At 70.2% G+C, this 14887-nt stretch carries 13 protein-coding genes and 1 tRNA gene; 6 read left to right on the plus strand and 8 right to left on the minus strand.

Annotation, left to right across the window (positions count from 1 at the left end):
- Positions 1-15 precede the first annotated feature (15 nt).
- From mshC to ACFFIO_RS08300, 3 genes are all read right to left on the minus strand, one after another.
- Positions 16-1302: a cysteine--1-D-myo-inosityl 2-amino-2-deoxy-alpha-D-glucopyranoside ligase gene (gene mshC, locus ACFFIO_RS08290; protein WP_378041116.1), complete on the minus strand. Its 1287-nt coding sequence runs from the start codon at positions 1300-1302 to the stop codon at positions 16-18.
- Positions 1302-2135: an undecaprenyl-diphosphate phosphatase gene (locus ACFFIO_RS08295; protein ID WP_378041117.1), complete on the minus strand. Its 834-nt coding sequence runs from the start codon at positions 2133-2135 to the stop codon at positions 1302-1304. The genes mshC and ACFFIO_RS08295 overlap by 1 nt, the downstream gene beginning before the upstream one ends.
- Positions 2136-2280: 145 nt before the next feature.
- On the minus strand, positions 2281-2520 hold the full coding sequence (locus tag ACFFIO_RS08300) for a hypothetical protein (RefSeq protein WP_378041118.1): 240 nt from the start codon (positions 2518-2520) through the stop codon (positions 2281-2283).
- Between the two features lie 139 nt (positions 2521-2659).
- Between ACFFIO_RS08300 and ACFFIO_RS08305 the strand changes: the two genes are divergently transcribed.
- The gene (locus ACFFIO_RS08305; RefSeq protein ID WP_159551030.1) at positions 2660-2902 is read left to right on the plus strand and encodes a DUF5703 family protein; all 243 of its coding nucleotides are present in this window, start codon (positions 2660-2662) and stop codon (positions 2900-2902) included.
- A gap of 2 nt (positions 2903-2904) precedes the next feature.
- On the opposite strand, the gene ACFFIO_RS08310 is transcribed toward ACFFIO_RS08305, so the two are convergent.
- Positions 2905-4089 (minus strand): acyl-CoA dehydrogenase family protein, encoded by a 1185-nt coding sequence (locus tag ACFFIO_RS08310; protein WP_378041119.1) that lies wholly within the window; start codon positions 4087-4089, stop codon positions 2905-2907.
- Between the two features lie 89 nt (positions 4090-4178).
- Positions 4179-5492, minus strand: coding sequence for a M20/M25/M40 family metallo-hydrolase (locus tag ACFFIO_RS08315; protein ID WP_378041120.1), 1314 nt, complete (start codon positions 5490-5492; stop codon positions 4179-4181).
- 124 nt (positions 5493-5616) lie between these two features.
- Here ACFFIO_RS08315 and ACFFIO_RS08320 point away from each other — a divergent pair.
- The 5 genes from ACFFIO_RS08320 (at position 5617) to ACFFIO_RS08340 (ending at position 11053) form a co-directional block, all read left to right on the plus strand.
- A tRNA-Leu gene (locus ACFFIO_RS08320) sits at positions 5617-5700 on the plus strand.
- Positions 5701-5893: 193 nt separating this feature from the next.
- Complete coding sequence (locus ACFFIO_RS08325; protein WP_378041121.1) at positions 5894-6430, plus strand: GNAT family N-acetyltransferase; 537 nt, start codon at positions 5894-5896, stop codon at positions 6428-6430.
- Positions 6431-6581: 151 nt separating this feature from the next.
- Positions 6582-7487 (plus strand): phytanoyl-CoA dioxygenase family protein, encoded by a 906-nt coding sequence (locus ACFFIO_RS08330; RefSeq protein WP_378041122.1) that lies wholly within the window; start codon positions 6582-6584, stop codon positions 7485-7487.
- Positions 7488-7577: 90 nt separating this feature from the next.
- The gene (malQ, locus tag ACFFIO_RS08335; RefSeq protein ID WP_378041123.1) at positions 7578-9812 is read left to right on the plus strand and encodes a 4-alpha-glucanotransferase; all 2235 of its coding nucleotides are present in this window, start codon (positions 7578-7580) and stop codon (positions 9810-9812) included.
- Positions 9812-11053, plus strand: a complete 1242-nt coding sequence (locus ACFFIO_RS08340) for a glycosyltransferase (protein WP_378041124.1) — start codon at positions 9812-9814, stop codon at positions 11051-11053. Before malQ ends, ACFFIO_RS08340 begins: the two co-directional genes overlap by 1 nt.
- A 17-nt stretch (positions 11054-11070) precedes the next feature.
- Here ACFFIO_RS08340 and ACFFIO_RS08345 read toward each other — a convergent pair whose 3' ends face one another.
- From ACFFIO_RS08345 to ACFFIO_RS08355, 3 genes are read right to left on the minus strand one after another with little or no spacing between them, the layout of a single operon-like run.
- Positions 11071-12045 carry a MaoC/PaaZ C-terminal domain-containing protein gene (locus ACFFIO_RS08345; protein ID WP_378041125.1) on the minus strand — a complete coding sequence of 325 codons (975 nt, stop codon included), beginning with the start codon at positions 12043-12045 and terminating at the stop codon, positions 11071-11073.
- Between the two features lie 16 nt (positions 12046-12061).
- Complete coding sequence (locus tag ACFFIO_RS08350; protein ID WP_378041126.1) at positions 12062-13438, minus strand: 3-oxoacyl-ACP reductase; 1377 nt, start codon at positions 13436-13438, stop codon at positions 12062-12064.
- Between the two features lie 4 nt (positions 13439-13442).
- The gene (locus ACFFIO_RS08355) at positions 13443-14822 is read right to left on the minus strand and encodes an acetyl-CoA C-acetyltransferase (RefSeq protein ID WP_378041127.1); all 1380 of its coding nucleotides are present in this window, start codon (positions 14820-14822) and stop codon (positions 13443-13445) included.
- Positions 14823-14887 lie beyond the last annotated feature (65 nt).

Genomic DNA, 14887 nt, shown 5'->3' on the forward strand with positions numbered 1-14887 from the left:
GGGCACCACGTCGGCTCAGAGCATCAGGCCGAGGAGGCCGCTGGCCACCGTCCGGACGTCCGGTGCCGAGTGGTCCGAGGAGTGCGCCGCGTCGTCCGGGTCCACGGCATCCCGGGCCAGGGCCTGGTCCGCCCAGCGGTCCAGCTCGGTCAGTGCGGCCGGGGCATCCAGGTCGTGGGACAGCGCGCGGTGGGCAGCGGCCAGCACGGCGGTACCATCCTCGGCCGTCTCGAGGCCGAGGGCCTGGCGCCACCGGGCAACCCGGTCCATCGACTGCCGCAACAGCTCTGGGGTCCACTCCCAATCGGCACGGTAGTGGTGGGAGAGCAGCGCCGCGCGGATGGCCACCGCCTCCACGCCCTGCTGGCGCAGCCGGGAGACCAGGACGAGGTTGCCCAGGGACTTGGACATCTTCTCGCCCTCGTAGCCGACCATCCCGGCATGGACGAAGGTACCGGCCAGGGGTTTCCCGTCCGCGGCGGTGGCGTGGGCCGCACTGAACTCGTGGTGCGGGAAGCGCAGGTCCGAGCCCCCGCCCTGCACGGTGAAGGGGGCCGGCAGAAGCCGCCGGGCAATGGCGGAGCACTCGATGTGCCAGCCCGGCCGGCCGGCGCCCAGGGAGCGGCCGTCCCAGGTCGGTTCGCCGGGGCGGGCCACCCGCCACAGCAATGGATCCAGCGGGTGCTGTTTGCCCGGGCGCTCCGGGTCACCGCCGCGGTCCGGGAAGACCGTGGACATCTCCTCGGAGCCGAGCCGGCCGATGCTGCCGAGGGTCCAGTCCGTGGCCTCCTCGGCGGCGTCGATCGAGAAGTAGACGTCGCCGTCGGGCCCTCCGTCCACACCTGGCACGGAGTAGGCGGTCCCGTTGTCCACGAGGGCCTCGACGGACTGGACCACCCAGTCCACGGTCTCGGTGGCGCCGACGTAGTGGTCCGGCGCCAGGACGTTGAGGGCCTCCATGTCCGAGCGGAACAACTCGGTCTGGTCTGCCGCCAGGTCCCGCCAGTCCACACCGGTGGCGGTGGCCCGTTCCAGCAGCGGATCGTCCACGTCGGTGACGTTCTGCACGTAGGTGACCGGCAGGCCACAGGCGCGCCAGTAGCGGTTGAGCAGGTCGAAGGTCACGTACGTGTTCGCGTGGCCGAGGTGGGTCGCGTCGTAGGGCGTGATCCCGCAGACGTACAGGGACGCCTCGGCCAGGTTGCCCGGATGGCGTTCCGCCTGGGAGGAGGTGTCATGGATCTTGAGCCGGTCCGGTTGGACGGGCAGGCGAGCCGGGAGGGGGGTGTTCCAGGATTCCATCAGGCGTTGATCACTCCGAAGCCGAGCAGGATGTAGAGGAGCAGGCCGAGTCCGATGCGGTACCAGACGAAGGGCCTGAACGAGTGGGTTGAGATGAACTTCATGAGCCAGCCGATGACGACATAGCCGACCGCGAAGGCGACGAGGGTGGCGACCAGGGTCTCGCCCATGCCATAGGCGGCAGAGGCGCCGGGCTCCCCCAGGGCCTGGAACAGCTTGTAGAAGCCGGACGCGAAGACGGCCGGAACGGCCAGCAGGAAGGCGTACCGGGCGGCGGCCTCGCGGGTGAAGCCCAGGGCGAGGCCCATCGTGATGGTGCCGCCGGAACGGGAGACACCGGGGATCAGGGCCATCATCTGGGCCAGGCCGAACAGGATGCCGTCCTTGAGCGTGAGCTTCTCCAGGGGCTTGGTCTGCCGCCCGAGTGAGTCGGCGACCGCCAGCAGCAGGCCGAAGACGATCAGCGTCGTGGCGATGATCCACAGTGACCGGAACGAGGTGTCGATGTAGTCCTCGAAGAGCAGCCCGGCCACGCCGATGGGGATGGAGCCGATGATGATCAGCCAGCCCATGCGGGCGTCCGGGTCGTTGCGTTCCACCTTGCCGAACAGGGAGCCGAACCAGCGCGAGATGATCCGGACGATGTCCTTCCAGAAGAAGATCAGGACCGCGAGCTCCGTGCCGATCTGGGTGATGGCGGTGAACGCCGCCCCCGGATCGGAGGCTCCGGGCAGGAATTCGCCGACGATGCGCAGGTGCGCCGAGGACGAGATGGGAAGGAATTCCGTCAAGCCCTGGACCAGGCCCAGGATGATCGCTTCTAACCAGTTCACATCAGAGAACCCTACGTCACAGGCTCGAGGACCCCGTCCCCGCGACGCACCCGCGCCGGAAGATCGCGACGAAGATCATCCCGTGGTCGTAGATCCGCTCCTAGACCCGCTCGCGGGTGTGCTCGTCGTCCGGCCGGCAGACCGGTCAGCTGCCGGAGTCCTGATCGTCCTCGTCGTCGTCCTCGTCGTCGTAGACGTCCAGCGGGGTGAACTCACCGGTGGCGGCATACAGGGCGTCCTCGTAGGCCTCGAAGGAGTCGGCCACGTTGAAGAAGGCCGACTCGACAGCGGGATCGTCATCGTCACGCTTGCCGGTGGCGGCCGCCAGATGTTCTTCGAATGCGGAAACCAGGGCCTCCAGGGCCACGCGCGGGTCGATGCTCATGGCACCACGGTAGCCGTTTTTTCCCGGCCTGGCATAGGGTTTCACGGAAGCGGGCCCGCTCGTGCCGGATACTGGTCGAGGACCGGCCACGATCCACGGAGACCGGGTCCGTCGTCCCGCCAGTTCCCCAAGGAGAAGGATGCGCGAACAGGAGATCACCAGCGGCCTGGAGTCGCTGGAGCAGCGGGACCACTGGGAGTACCTGGTGATGACCGTCGCCCCACGGGACTCGGTGGCCGAGGCCCGGCGTCGGGTGGTGGAGCATGCGGAGTACGGCAAGTGGGAATTGCAGCGCACGGTCCTCTATCGCGGCGGTGCCCGGCGCTACTGGCTGCGCCGCCGGATCATCCGCGTCCGCTCGACCCTGGCCGTGCGGGCCTGAGCCTAGGCCTCCGGACCCTGGACCGGCCCCAGCAGGTGGTTCGCCAGGGTCTGGTGCGCCGACTCGTCATCCGAGGGGTGGAACACCCCGGCCATGACATCGCGGTAGATGCGGGACAGCTCGTTGCCACGGTGGTAGGAGGCGCCCCCGGAGGCCTCGAGTGCGAAGTCCGCCTGGGCCTTGGCCGTGCGGACGGCCGTGGTCTTGTTCGCCACCAGTCGCGGGAACCACTCGGCACCCAGGTCTGCACCGGCGTCGATGTCCGCGGCGACCGCCCGCAATTGGGTGTCCACGGCCAGCTGCCGCAGGGCAGCCTCGCCGGTCTTGTACCGCAGCACCGGATCCTGGGACAGTGCCTGCCCGGAGACCTTGGACGTCCTCCGGGCCAGGCTCTGCGTGGCCAGTTCCACGGCCCGGTCCCCCACCCCCGTGTAGACGGCCGCGACCAGTGTCAGGAAGGACGCGAAGATCCCGAACGTGAGCGGGTCGGCGTTCGGCCCGGTGGGGATGTAACGCACGATCCGGTCGGCGGGGACGAGGGCACCCTGCAGCCGGGTGGTGTGAGAGTGGGTGGCCCGCATGCCCAACATGTCCCAGGAGGAGGCGTCGGCCTCCCAGCCGTCCGCTGACCGGTCGAGGAAGCCGAAGACCAGCTGGCCGCCGTCGGGCGTCTTGCCGAAGATTCCGAGCCGGGTCCACACCGGGGACAGGGTGGTGAAGATCTTGGTCCCGATGAACCGGTAGGAGCCGTCACCCTGGGGCTCGGCCACGGTGTCCGAGTCGAACAGGACCGCGTCGTTGCCCGCCTCGGAGATGCCGAAGGCGAAGACCTCCCCCGCTGCCGACTCGCGGTGGATGAAGTCGAGGGAGTCATCTCCCTGGCGTCCCAGGATGAAGGCCACGGCGTTCCAGATCTGGTGCATGTTCACGGCCAGCGCGGTCGCTGGTGCATGCATGGCCAGCACCCTCTGGGCGGCGACGACGGTCGAGATGTCCCAGCCCAGTCCGCCCGCCGCCGTGGGGGCCAGGGCCCCGAGGTAGCCCGCCTCCCGCAGGACCTCCAGGTCCTGCTGCGGGAAGGCGTTCGCCTCGTCGAAACCGGGGGCGCGGTCGCGGATCCCGGCGAGGAGGTCGTCCGTCAGGATGGTCCCGACGGCGGCCAGCTGGGGATTCTGCGGGGTGGGCATGAGGGGATCCTCCTGGGGTTCGGGCGGCCGGTCGGCTCGGTGGTGACGGTTCCGCCATGGCGGGGTGTCGGCCGGGTCTCAGCGGCGTCTCAGCGGGGTTCGAGCATCCGGTGCAGCACGCGGCAGCCGAAGTCGAGGGCCTCGACGGGGACGCGCTCGTCGATGCCGTGGAACAGGCCGGTGAAGTCGAGGTCGGCGGGGAGCTGCAGGGGGGCGAAGCCGTAGCCCGCGATCCCGAGCCGGGACAGGGATTTGTTGTCCGTGCCGCCGGACATCATGAACGGCAGTACCGGGGCGCCGGGATCCTCGGCCTGGATGGAGTCGACCATGAGGTCCACGAGGTCGCCGGAGAAGGGGACCTCCAGGGAGATGTCCCGATGCTCATGACTGAAGTCCACCCCCTCGCCGGCGAGTTCACGCAGGGTGGTCATGACCTCCTCCTCCTGCCCCGGCAGGAAACGGACGTCCACGGTGGCCTGCGCCTTCCCCGGGATCACGTTGTGCTTGTAGCCGGCGGTCAGCCCCGTGGGGTTGGTGCTGTTGCGCAGCGTGGAGCCCACGAACCGGGACGCCGTGCCGAGGGCTTCGAGCTGGGGTGTGGGATCCGCCTCGTCGAAATCCACCCCGCAGATCTCGGCGACCTGCTCCAGCAGGGCGCGCGTGGTCTTCGTGTAGTCCAGGGGCCAGGCGTGGTTGCCGATCCGTTCGATGGCCCCGGACAGCCGGGTCACGGCATTGTCGGGATGCACGGACGATCCGTGGCCCGGTGCTCCCGTGGCGGTCAGGTTGAGCCAGGCCAGGCCCTTCTCGGCGGTCTGCAGCAGGTAGGCGCGTTGCCCGCGGATGTCCGTGGAGAAACCGCCGACCTCGCTGATGGCCTCCGTCGCCCCGGCGAAGACCTCGGGATGGTGGTCCACCATCCAGCGGGCACCGTAGACGCCGCCGGCCTCCTCGTCCGCGAAGAAGGCGACGATGAGGTCCCGGCGCGGCTGCTGTCCGGTGCGGTGCAGATGGCCCAGGACAGCGAGGATCATGGCATCCATGCCCTTCATGTCCACGGCCCCCCGACCCCAGATCATCCCGTCCCTCAGCTCGGCCGAGAACGGGTCCACCGTCCACTCGCTGGCGTCCGCGGGGACCACGTCGAGGTGGCCGTGCAGGATCAGGGCGGGAGCCTGGGTGTCCCACCCTGCGACGCGACCCACCACGCTGGCCCGGCCGGGGGACGACTCGTAGACCGTCGGCTCCATTCCCGCGTCCCGCATCAGGGCCGCACAGTACTCGGCGGCCTCGCGTTCACCCCGGGAATCGTTGCCGCCGTAGTTCGAGGTGTCGATCCGGATCAGGTCTCGGCAGATGCGGACGACGTCGTCCGTGAAGTCGTGGCTGGAGGTGGCGCTCATGGTGCCACCCTAGCGAGGTGGGTCGGCCCGTGTCCGGACCGTGTACGGAGGCATGCGAAAAGGGTGTTAGGATGGTCAGCGCTGCCTTTCGAGGCAGCGGAATCCGGTGCGAACCGGATTGTGCGCGCGGGTGGCGGAATTGGCAGACGCGCAGCGTTGAGGTCGCTGTGCCCGCAAGGGCGTGGGGGTTCAAGTCCCCCTCCGCGCACATCGAACGCCCACCTCAGGGCGAACAGGAACGGGGCTGGTGACAACCAGCCCCGTTTTTGTCATCGTGGGACGTGTTTCTGGGAACATGCCCCCGACCACGCGTCCGCAGAGTCCGCAGAGGAGTCCTGTCGTTCTTCAGGACCTCGGCGACGAACCCAGATCGGACTCAGGTCGAACTCAAGGAGGCGTCCATGGTGAACATTCGAACGGAGCGCGCCGAGGACCGTGAGGCGATCCGCTCCGTCACGGCTGCTGCCTTCCGTGGCGCCGATCGACATGCGCCGTCCGCGGAGCCCGGCGGAGACCCGGGCGAGGCCGTACTGGTCGGTTGGCTGCGCGAAGACGTCGGGTGGATCCCCGGTCTGTCGCTCGTCGCCGTCGAAGATGGTCTGGTGGTGGGCCATGTCGTCGCGACCCGTGCCTCTGTGGGTGAGCTGCCCGTGCTCGGCCTCGGGCCGCTGAGTGTTCATCCCGACCGGCAGGGTTCCGGCATCGGTTCGGCCTTGATGCATGCGGTCCTCGGTGCGGCCGAGGCGAGAGGCGAGGCCCTGGTGGGACTGCTGGGCGAACCCGCCTACTACTCCCGTTTCGGTTTCGTCCCGGCGGCGTCGACCGGAGTGATCGGGCCGGATCCTTCGTGGGGCGACTACTTCCAGGTCAGAACCCTCACCGCATTCGACGATCACACCGGCCGCTTTCGGTACGCGGCGCCCTTCGACCGGCTCTGACGGTCTTCTGAGGTATTTCCAGGCCCAAGGGCCTGGGCACCTGCTGTCCCTACGTGATAGGGGACATCACCGGACGCTCTGGTACCCCACCACTACTCGTCGGCCACCACGGCCGTCGTCACCGCCGATCCGCGCTTGTAATCTCAGTCCCATGATCACATCCGAGACAGTGGCGGGCCCCTTGGGACGGTTCGCGAATCGCCTCAAGCGAGAGATCCTGACCAATGTCACGCCGGTCCGCTGGGCCGCCGACGGCATGCACGAGGAGCGCCGCCGCAAGTGGGCGCCGCATCTGCCGCCGCTCGACCTGGCCCAGGCCGGGCTGGTCTCCACCCTGCAGCGGCAGGGTGTCCGCATCGGGCCCCTGGACGATCTCGCGATCCCCACCACGGACGCGCTCAAGCCGGCCCTGGACCGCCTTATGGCCCCCTTGGCGGACCTGCCCACGGGCGGTGCCAGTACGCTGCGTCCCTCCACGGAGGACCTGTTGGCGGACCTGACCATCTGGCAGTGGGGCCTGCAGGACCGCATGCTGGACATCGTCGAGAACTACCTGGGCGTGCCGGCCCGCTACTACGGGGCGGACGTGCGCCGCGAGGTCGGCAACAACCAGATGGTGGGGGTGCGCCGATGGCACCGTGACGCCGAGGACCGGCGCACCGTGAAGATCCTGGTGTGGCTCAACGACGTCGACGACCAGGGCGGGCCGTACGCCTACATCCCGCTGGCCGAGACGCTGTACGCCGTGGAGAGGCTGCACTACGTGGCTGGATTCGTGGACGATGCCCGGGTGGCGGACATGGTCCCCGCGGGCGCCGTGACTGCGGCGACCGGGCCGAAGTGGACGGCCGTGGTGGCAGACAACTGCCGTCTGCTCCACCGGGCCACGCCGCCGATCGCCCGGGACCGTTTCTCGGTGACCTTCACGTGGTCCTCGCGCACACCGATGAAGACGGAGGCGGCCCCTGACTACACCCCGGACCAGGCCCGGCGCATCCGGACGGGACTGTCCGGGCGCCAGCTGGCCTGTCTGCCTCCGGCCCTGGCCTGCGGCTGAGCCGGCCCTGGCGGCGGCCTGCCATAATCGGACCGGGACACCGGATCCGGTGGCCCGGCCGCACCCGCACGTGAAAGAGGCCCACCAGCCATGACCGAAGCCCGCGACCTGCTCCAGCGGCTGGCCCACGCCTATGGCATCCAGACCTCCTACCGGGGTCACGACGGACACGAACACCCGGTCACCGACCTCACGCTGACCAGGGTGCTGGCGGCCCTGGGCTGCGCCGTCGAACCGGACGGCACAGCCGGGCTCGAGGCGGCGCTGGAGCGACGGCGGCTGGCCCCGTGGCGCCGCATGCTGCCGCACACCACGGTCTCCCATGCGGGATCGGGATCCTCCGTCCAGGTCCACGTCCCCCACGGTAACGCCGTCACGGTCGAGGCGTTGCTGGAGACCGGAGAGACCCGTCCCCTCGAACAACTCGAAGACTTCACAGAACCCCAGGTCATCGACGGCGAGCTGATCGGGCAGGCCACCTTCCGCCTCCCCCGGGACCTGCCCGTGGGATGGCACCGGTTGGATGCCAGGGTGGAAAACGGCAATGCGGTCGAGGCCACCCTCGTCGTGACGCCGGAACGCCTGACGACCGCAGACCCCTACTACCATCAGCGCGGCTGGGGGCTGTCCGTCCAGCTGTACTCGGCCCGGTCCTCGTCCTCCTGGGGCCTGGGCGACTTCGGGGACCTGACTGCACTGGCGGTCCAGACGGCCGCGCACGGTGGCGACTACGTCCTGTCCAACCCCCTGCATGCCACCGTGCCGGAACCGCCGGTGGTCTCCTCGCCGTACTCCCCCTCGACCCGCCGGTTCACCAACCCGATGTACCTGCGAATCGAGGACCTCGCCGAGTACGCCGCTCTTGACCCTCGTGATCGCCGAGAGGTGGACGGCCTGGCTGCCGCCCGCCAGGCGGACAACGCGACCGCCGACTCCCTGGACCGCAATGCCACCACCGCCGCCAAGCTGACGGCCCTGCGCCGGCTCCATCAGGTCACTCCCCCGCCGGAACGGGCGCGCGCCTACCGCGCCTACCGGGAGCAGGAGGGCCAGGGTCTGGAGGACTTCGCGCTGTGGTGTGCCCTGCGCAGTGTCTTCGACGCCACCGATCCGGTCTGGCAGGACCTCGAGTTCACGCCGGGGGGTCGGCTGGCCGAGCGGTATCGCCAGGAGCTGGTCGAGGACGTCGACTTCCACCGCTGGATGCAGTGGTTGTGTGACACGCAGTTGGCCACGGCGCAGCGGGCGGCCCGGGAGTCGGGCATGCGATTGGGACTGATGCAGGACCTGGCCGTCGGGGCGGACCGCAACAACGCGGACGCCTGGATGCTGCAGGACCAACTCGTCGCGTCCATGTCCGTCGGCGCCCCACCGGACATGTACAACCAGCGCGGTCAGGACTGGTCCCAGTCACCGTGGCACCCCGAACGGCTGGCCGAGACCGGTTACCGCGCGTACCGCGACATGCTCCGCTCGGTGTTGCGCCACGCGGGCGGCATCCGGGTTGACCACATCCTGGGGCTGTTCCGGCTGTGGTGGATCCCGGTGGGCCAGCCCCCCACCGAGGGTGCGTACGTCACCTATGATCACGAGGCGATGATCGGCATCCTGGTCCTCGAGGCGGAACGCGCGGGGGCCGTCGTCGTGGGCGAGGACCTGGGCACCTTCGAACCGTGGGTCCAGGACTACCTGGCGCACCGCGGGTTGCTGGGCACCTCGATCCTGTGGTTCGAGCAGGAGGACGGCCGGCCCCGGCCGCCCCAGGACTACCGGGTCCAGTGCCTGTCCTCCGTCAACACCCATGACCTGCCCCCGACCGCCGGGTACCTGGCCGGCACGCACCTGGACCTGCGCGAACGCCTCGATCTGGTGGCCGGCGATCCCCACGCCGAGCGGGGCCGGGCCGGTGCCGAGCGCCGGGCGTTCCTCCAGGCCGTCGTGGAGGCGGGATTTCTGTCCGCCGATGCCGCCGCACCCCTCACCTCGACTGGCTCGGCTGGCTCGGCTGACCCGGCCGATCCGGCCGTGGTGGCTGACATCGTGGTGGCCCTGCACCGGTACCTGGCCCAGGCGCCCTCCCTGCTGCACGGCGTCGCGCTGGTGGACGCCCTGGGCGAACGGCGCATCCAGAATCAGCCGGGCACCCAGCAGCACGAATACCCGAACTGGGAGATCCCTCTCGCGGACGCAGCCGGGCGGGCCGTGCTCATCGACGACCTGGACTCCGTCCCCGGTTTCGCCCGACTGCTGGACGCGGTGCACCACGAGCTGAACTTCCGCGCGACCTCGGACCGGCAGTCCGACCACGGGATTCCCTCACCGTGATGCGGCCGTTCGGCGTGGTGATGGTGTCCCTGCACACCTCACCGTTGGCACAGCCGGGCCAGGGTGATGCCGGTGGCATGAACGTCTACGTCCGCCAGCTGGCCATCACCCTGGCCGCGGCTGGACATCCGGTCTGGGTCCTGACGCGCCGCGACCGGACCGGCCAGCGCGTCGAGGACCTGCCGGTGCCCGGCGTTCCGGGAGCGGTCCGGGCCCGGGTGGTCCCGGTCCCCGCCGGCCCGGCCACAGACGTCCCCAAGGAGGAGTTGCCGCGGTGGGTGGATGACTTCGCCGCCGCGGCCCCCGGTGCCCTGACTGCCGCGGGCGGATGCCACGGGGACGACTGCCGCTGGGTGGTGCATTCCCACTACTGGCTCTCCGGCCTGGCCGGATTGACAGTGGCAGCAGACTTGAACGCCCCGATCGTGCATACCATGCACACCATGGCGGCCGTCAAGAACGCCCGGGATGCGCGGTCCAGCGAGTCGGAGGAACGGGAGACCGCCGAGCAGCAGATCGCCGCGGCGGCCGATCTGCTGGTGGCCAACACCCCGGCCGAGCGGGACGAGCTGAGGGGCCACTACGGAGCCGATCCAGCCCGGATCAGGGTGGTCCCGCCGGGCGTCGACACGTCCGTCTTCCATCCCGACGGCGGCGCCCACTGGCCCGGCCGTTCAGCAGGGCTCAAGGTCCTGTTCGCCGGGCGTATCCAGGGGCACAAGGGACCGCAGGTGGCCATTCGGGCCGCAGGCCTGGTGAACCGGCGGGCCTCCGGTGTTCCGCCGGTTCAGCTCCACCTGACCGGTGCCCACTCGGGCGCGGATGAGCTCGACCTCCCCGCCCTGGTCTCTGCCGCCGGATTGGGGGGCCAGTGCACGGACTCCGGTCCCGTGTCCGCGCAGGAGTTGGCTGAGGTCTACCGGGCTGCGGACGTGGTGGTCGTGCCGAGCTTCTCGGAGTCCTTCGGCCTGGTCGCCCTCGAGGCCCAGGCCTGCGGGACCCCGGTGCTGGCGCACCGGGTGGGCGGGCTCGCCTACGCCGTGGCGGACGGTGAGACCGGCCGGCTGGTGGACGGCCTGGACCCGGAGACCTGGGCACAGGAGCTGGAGCGCATCGTGGCAGACCTGCCCGCGTGGCGGAGGATGGGCCAGGCGGCGGCACGCCGGGCCCGGACCTTCGGCTGGGAAGCGATGGCGGCCCAGATGTCAGAGGCGTACGAGGTGCTCTCCGCCGAACGGTAGGGCCGCGCTCCTGTCCTCTACGCCTGCCCCGGCCCCGATCTCTGTCCCGGACGCGAGCCCGGGATCGTGATGGAGCCGGTGAAGTGCGGCCTTCCGGTGCGGCCGTTCCACGCCGTGACCTCGGTCGTTTCGTCAGCGTTGCGGCGACCCGCGTGGACGACGCTTACCGACACCGTCCCGGGCAACAGCACCGGGGTGGCGAAGGAGATCTCCCACTCGTGGCCGGCACCCGCCGGTTCCCGGCCCGCGAGCATCCGCCCGGCCAGGTACATCCCGTGGGCGATCATGCCCTTCTGTCCCAGGAGCTTGGCGGTCACCGGATTCAGGTGGATCGGATTGAAATCCCCGGACACGGCGGCATACTCCCGGCCGGTGGACGCGGGAAGGCGCCACTGTGCGGTCAACTGAGGAGCAGTGAACGGAGGGTGGACGGCCTTGGCCGGGCGCTCGTGGGCCGGCAGATGGACTCCGGCGGCCAGGTACGTGGACGTGCCCTCCCACAACAGCTCCAGTTCCCCGGTCCCGTCGCCCGGGTTGCTGACGGTGCCGTCGGCGGGGCGGTCAACGCGTGCCGGCCCGTGGACGGTGACGACCAGGTCCACGGTGGTCCCAGACGGATGGGGGCTCAGGCGGGTGGCGGAGGCGGCCACCTCCACCGGGGTGCAGGCCGGCACCGGGGCATGGTGGACCACGCGGTTGTGGAGGTGGACCATGCCGAGCAGCGGCAGCGGGAAATCCGGATCGGCCATGAGTTCCATGGCCGCCGGGAACGAGGCGACGTGCACGAGCACCGAGGGCAGGTCGGCTGGATCCAGCACCGGACCGTTCCGGTGGAACATCCGGGCGTACCGGGCGGCGAGCTCGGCGCCGATCTCGTGGTCGTGGACCACCACGGTCCGTCCCGGCAGCTGCTGTGGGCGGCGCCGTCTGACCAGCGCGTCCTTGGCTGCCGTGGACAGGGCAGCCCGGTAGCTCGAGCTCAGGGGGGTCATGGTCTCTCGTTCCATCTCAGGCCCCCATCATGCCCTGGCCGCAGACACGCAGCGTGGCGCCGGACGTCCCCCCGGCCGCATCGGAGACCAGGTAGGCGATGGCCTCCGCCACGTCGACGGGCCGGCCCCCCTGTTGGAGGGAGTTCAACCGGCGCGCGACCTCACGGGTGGCCATCGGCATCCGGGCGGTCATCTCGGTCTCGATGAAGCCGGGGGCCACCGCGTTGATGCTGCCTCCGCCGGCCGTCCCGGCAGGGCCCATCAGCTCCGCCGTGGCGGAGACCATTCCCATGACGCCCGCCTTGGACGCGGCGTAGTTCGTCTGGCCGGCGTTGCCCGCGATCCCGGACGTCGAGGCGAGAGAGGAGATCCGCAGCTCGTCCGCCACGACACCCTGGCCGGTCGCTGCCAGGAAGACCTGGTTCATCGCCAGCTGGGACTCGATGTTCACCGCGAGCACGGAATCCCACCGGGCAGCGTCCATGTTGGCGAGCTTCTTGTCCCGGGTGATCCCGGCGTTGTGCACCACGATGTCCAGCCGCCCATGGCGCTCAGCGCAGTGCGCGAGGATCCGTTCCCCGGCATCCGCCGCGGTGATGTCCAGTTGCAGTGCGGTGCCGGCGAGCGAGTTCACGACGCCGGCCAGGGCCTCCCCTGCGGCCGGCACGTCGACCCCCACGATGGTCGCCCCATCACGGTGCAGGGTCGCGGCGATCGCGGCACCGATGCCGCGGGCGGCACCGGTCACCACGGCCACCTTGCCCGCCAGGGGCTTCTCCCAGTCCCGGGGCAGGGCACCGGCTTCGGAGGAGACGGGGATGAACTGGCCGGAGACGAAGGCACTCTTGGCCGAGAGCAGGAAGCGCAGGGCCCCCGTGGCCCCCGGGGCGGACAGCGCCGTGTGCTCGCCCAGCACGATCCCGTTGGCGGTGGCCCCGCGGCGCATCTCGTGGGCGAGCGAACGGGTCAGGCCTTCGACGCCCCGGCGGGCCGCCCGCACGGCGGGCCGGTCCGAACCGAGCGGATCACGGTAGATGGTGATCACGCGGGCGGACGGGCCCAATTTCCGCTGCACGGCCCCGAGCTGCAGGGTGGTGGCGGACAGGTCGGCCGGCGTGCCGGCGTCGTCATAACAGGCGATGACGGCGCCGTAGCGGTCGGCCGGAGCCGACTGCCGGCGGACGTCCAGTCCCCAGTCCAGCAGGACGGCTGCGGCCTCGTCGGCGGCATGGCCGCCGCCGAGGACGAGCACGGAGCCCTCCACGAGGGTCTGGCCGGGCTCATAGCGACGGAGGACCGCCGGCCGGGGCAGCCCGAGGGCCCCGGCGAGCTTCTGGCCGAGCGGCTGGTTGACGAGGGCGGTGTAGGTATCGGTCTGCGGTGCCTTGGCCATGTGTTCAGCGCCCCCGGACGATCGCGACGATGCCCTGGCCGCCGGCTGCGCAGACCGAGATCAGGCCGAGGGAACCCGGCCCCTTCTCGTGGAGCATCGTGGCAAGGGTGGCGGTGATCCGCCCGCCGGTGGCGGCGAACGGGTGACCGGCTGCCAGCGAGGAGCCGTTGACATTGAGTTTGGACCGGTCGATGGCACCCAGTGGCGCGTCCAAACCCAGCTGGTCTCGGCAGAAGTCCTCATCCTCCCAGGCCTTCAGGGTGGACAGGACTGTTCCGGCGAAGGCCTCATGGATCTCGTAGTAGTCGAAGTCCTGCAAGGACAGTCCCTGGCGCTGCAGGAGCCGGGACAGGGCGTAGGCCGGCGCCATGAGCAGGCCCTCCTTGCCGTCCACGAAGTCCACAGCGCCGGTCTCGAAGTCCACGAAGTCGGCGAGCACGGGCAGGCCCCTCTCGGCGGCCCATTCCTCGGAACCGAGGAGGACCGTCGAGGCCCCGTCCGTCAGCGGGGTGGAGTTTCCGGCGGTCATGGTGGCCTCGTCCCCGAGGTCGCGGCCGAAGGCGGGCTTGAGCTTGCCGAGCTTCTCGAGCGTGGTGTCCGCACGCAGGTTGTTGTCCCGGGTCAGCGTGCCGAAGGGCGTCACGAGATCGTCGAAGAACCCACGGTCATAGGCGGCCGCGAGGTGGTGGTGGCTGGCCAGGGCCAGCTCGTCCTGAGCCTGCCGGGTGATCCCCCACTGGTGTGTGGTCCGGGCCTGGTGTTCCCCCATGGACAGCCCCGTGCGGGGCTCCTCGGTGCCCGGGGCCTCCGGTGCCAGGTGGCCGGGACGGAACTTCAGGACGGCCTTGATCCGGTCCTGCGTGGTGCGGGCGCGGTTGAGCTCCATCAGCACGGCGCGCGCGGCGTCGTTGAAGACGATGGGGGCGTCGGAGATGCTGTCCACGCCACCGCCGATGGCGGAGTCGAGTTGCCCCAATCGGATCTTGTTGGCGAGTCCCCCGATGGCCTCCATGCCCGTGGCGCAGGCGATCTGGACCTCGTGGGCCGGGGTGGCCGGGTCCAGCGAGGTGCCGAGGACGGATTCCCGGGTCAGGTTGAAGTCCTTGCTGTGCTTGATGACCGCGCCGGCCGCGACCTCCCCGATCCGCTCCCCCTGCAGCCCGAACCGGGCAATGAGGCCGTTCAGGGCGGAGGTCAGCAGGTCCTTGTTGGTCGCCTGGGCATAGGCGCCATGGGACCGCGCGAACGGGGTGCGGTTTCCACCGATGATGACGGCCTGCCGCACCTCGCCACCGGCGATGGCGGGCTGGCCGGACGCGATCCGCGGTGAGTCCTGCGGAGCAGCTGAGATGTTCGCGGAGGTCGGGGAGGTCTTCTCGGTCATGGTGATCCCTTCGGGTTTCACGGCGGGCCGTGGATACAACGTGACGGGGCTTACTGATACCCAGA

The sequence above is a fragment of the Citricoccus parietis genome, assembly GCF_042433045.1.
Classification (GTDB): Bacteria; Actinomycetota; Actinomycetes; order Actinomycetales; family Micrococcaceae; genus Citricoccus; species Citricoccus parietis.

Bases quoted from the DNA above. Each gene is read 5' to 3' on its own strand.
- mshC (WP_378041116.1), bottom strand. From the start codon at position 1,302: ATGGAATCCTGGAACACCCCCCTCCCGGCTCGCCTGCCCGTCCAACCG.
- ACFFIO_RS08300 (WP_378041118.1), bottom strand. From the start codon at position 2,520: ATGAGCATCGACCCGCGCGTGGCCCTGGAGGCCCTGGTTTCCGCATTC.
- ACFFIO_RS08305 (WP_159551030.1), top strand. From the start codon at position 2,660: ATGCGCGAACAGGAGATCACCAGCGGCCTGGAGTCGCTGGAGCAGCGG.
- ACFFIO_RS08310 (WP_378041119.1), bottom strand. From the start codon at position 4,089: ATGCCCACCCCGCAGAATCCCCAGCTGGCCGCCGTCGGGACCATCCTG.
- ACFFIO_RS08315 (WP_378041120.1), bottom strand. From the start codon at position 5,492: ATGAGCGCCACCTCCAGCCACGACTTCACGGACGACGTCGTCCGCATC.
- ACFFIO_RS08325 (WP_378041121.1), top strand. From the start codon at position 5,894: ATGGTGAACATTCGAACGGAGCGCGCCGAGGACCGTGAGGCGATCCGC.
- ACFFIO_RS08330 (WP_378041122.1), top strand. From the start codon at position 6,582: ATGATCACATCCGAGACAGTGGCGGGCCCCTTGGGACGGTTCGCGAAT.
- malQ (WP_378041123.1), top strand. From the start codon at position 7,578: ATGACCGAAGCCCGCGACCTGCTCCAGCGGCTGGCCCACGCCTATGGC.
- ACFFIO_RS08340 (WP_378041124.1), top strand. From the start codon at position 9,812: ATGCGGCCGTTCGGCGTGGTGATGGTGTCCCTGCACACCTCACCGTTG.
- ACFFIO_RS08345 (WP_378041125.1), bottom strand. From the start codon at position 12,045: ATGACCCCCCTGAGCTCGAGCTACCGGGCTGCCCTGTCCACGGCAGCC.
- ACFFIO_RS08350 (WP_378041126.1), bottom strand. From the start codon at position 13,438: ATGGCCAAGGCACCGCAGACCGATACCTACACCGCCCTCGTCAACCAG.
- ACFFIO_RS08355 (WP_378041127.1), bottom strand. From the start codon at position 14,822: ATGACCGAGAAGACCTCCCCGACCTCCGCGAACATCTCAGCTGCTCCG.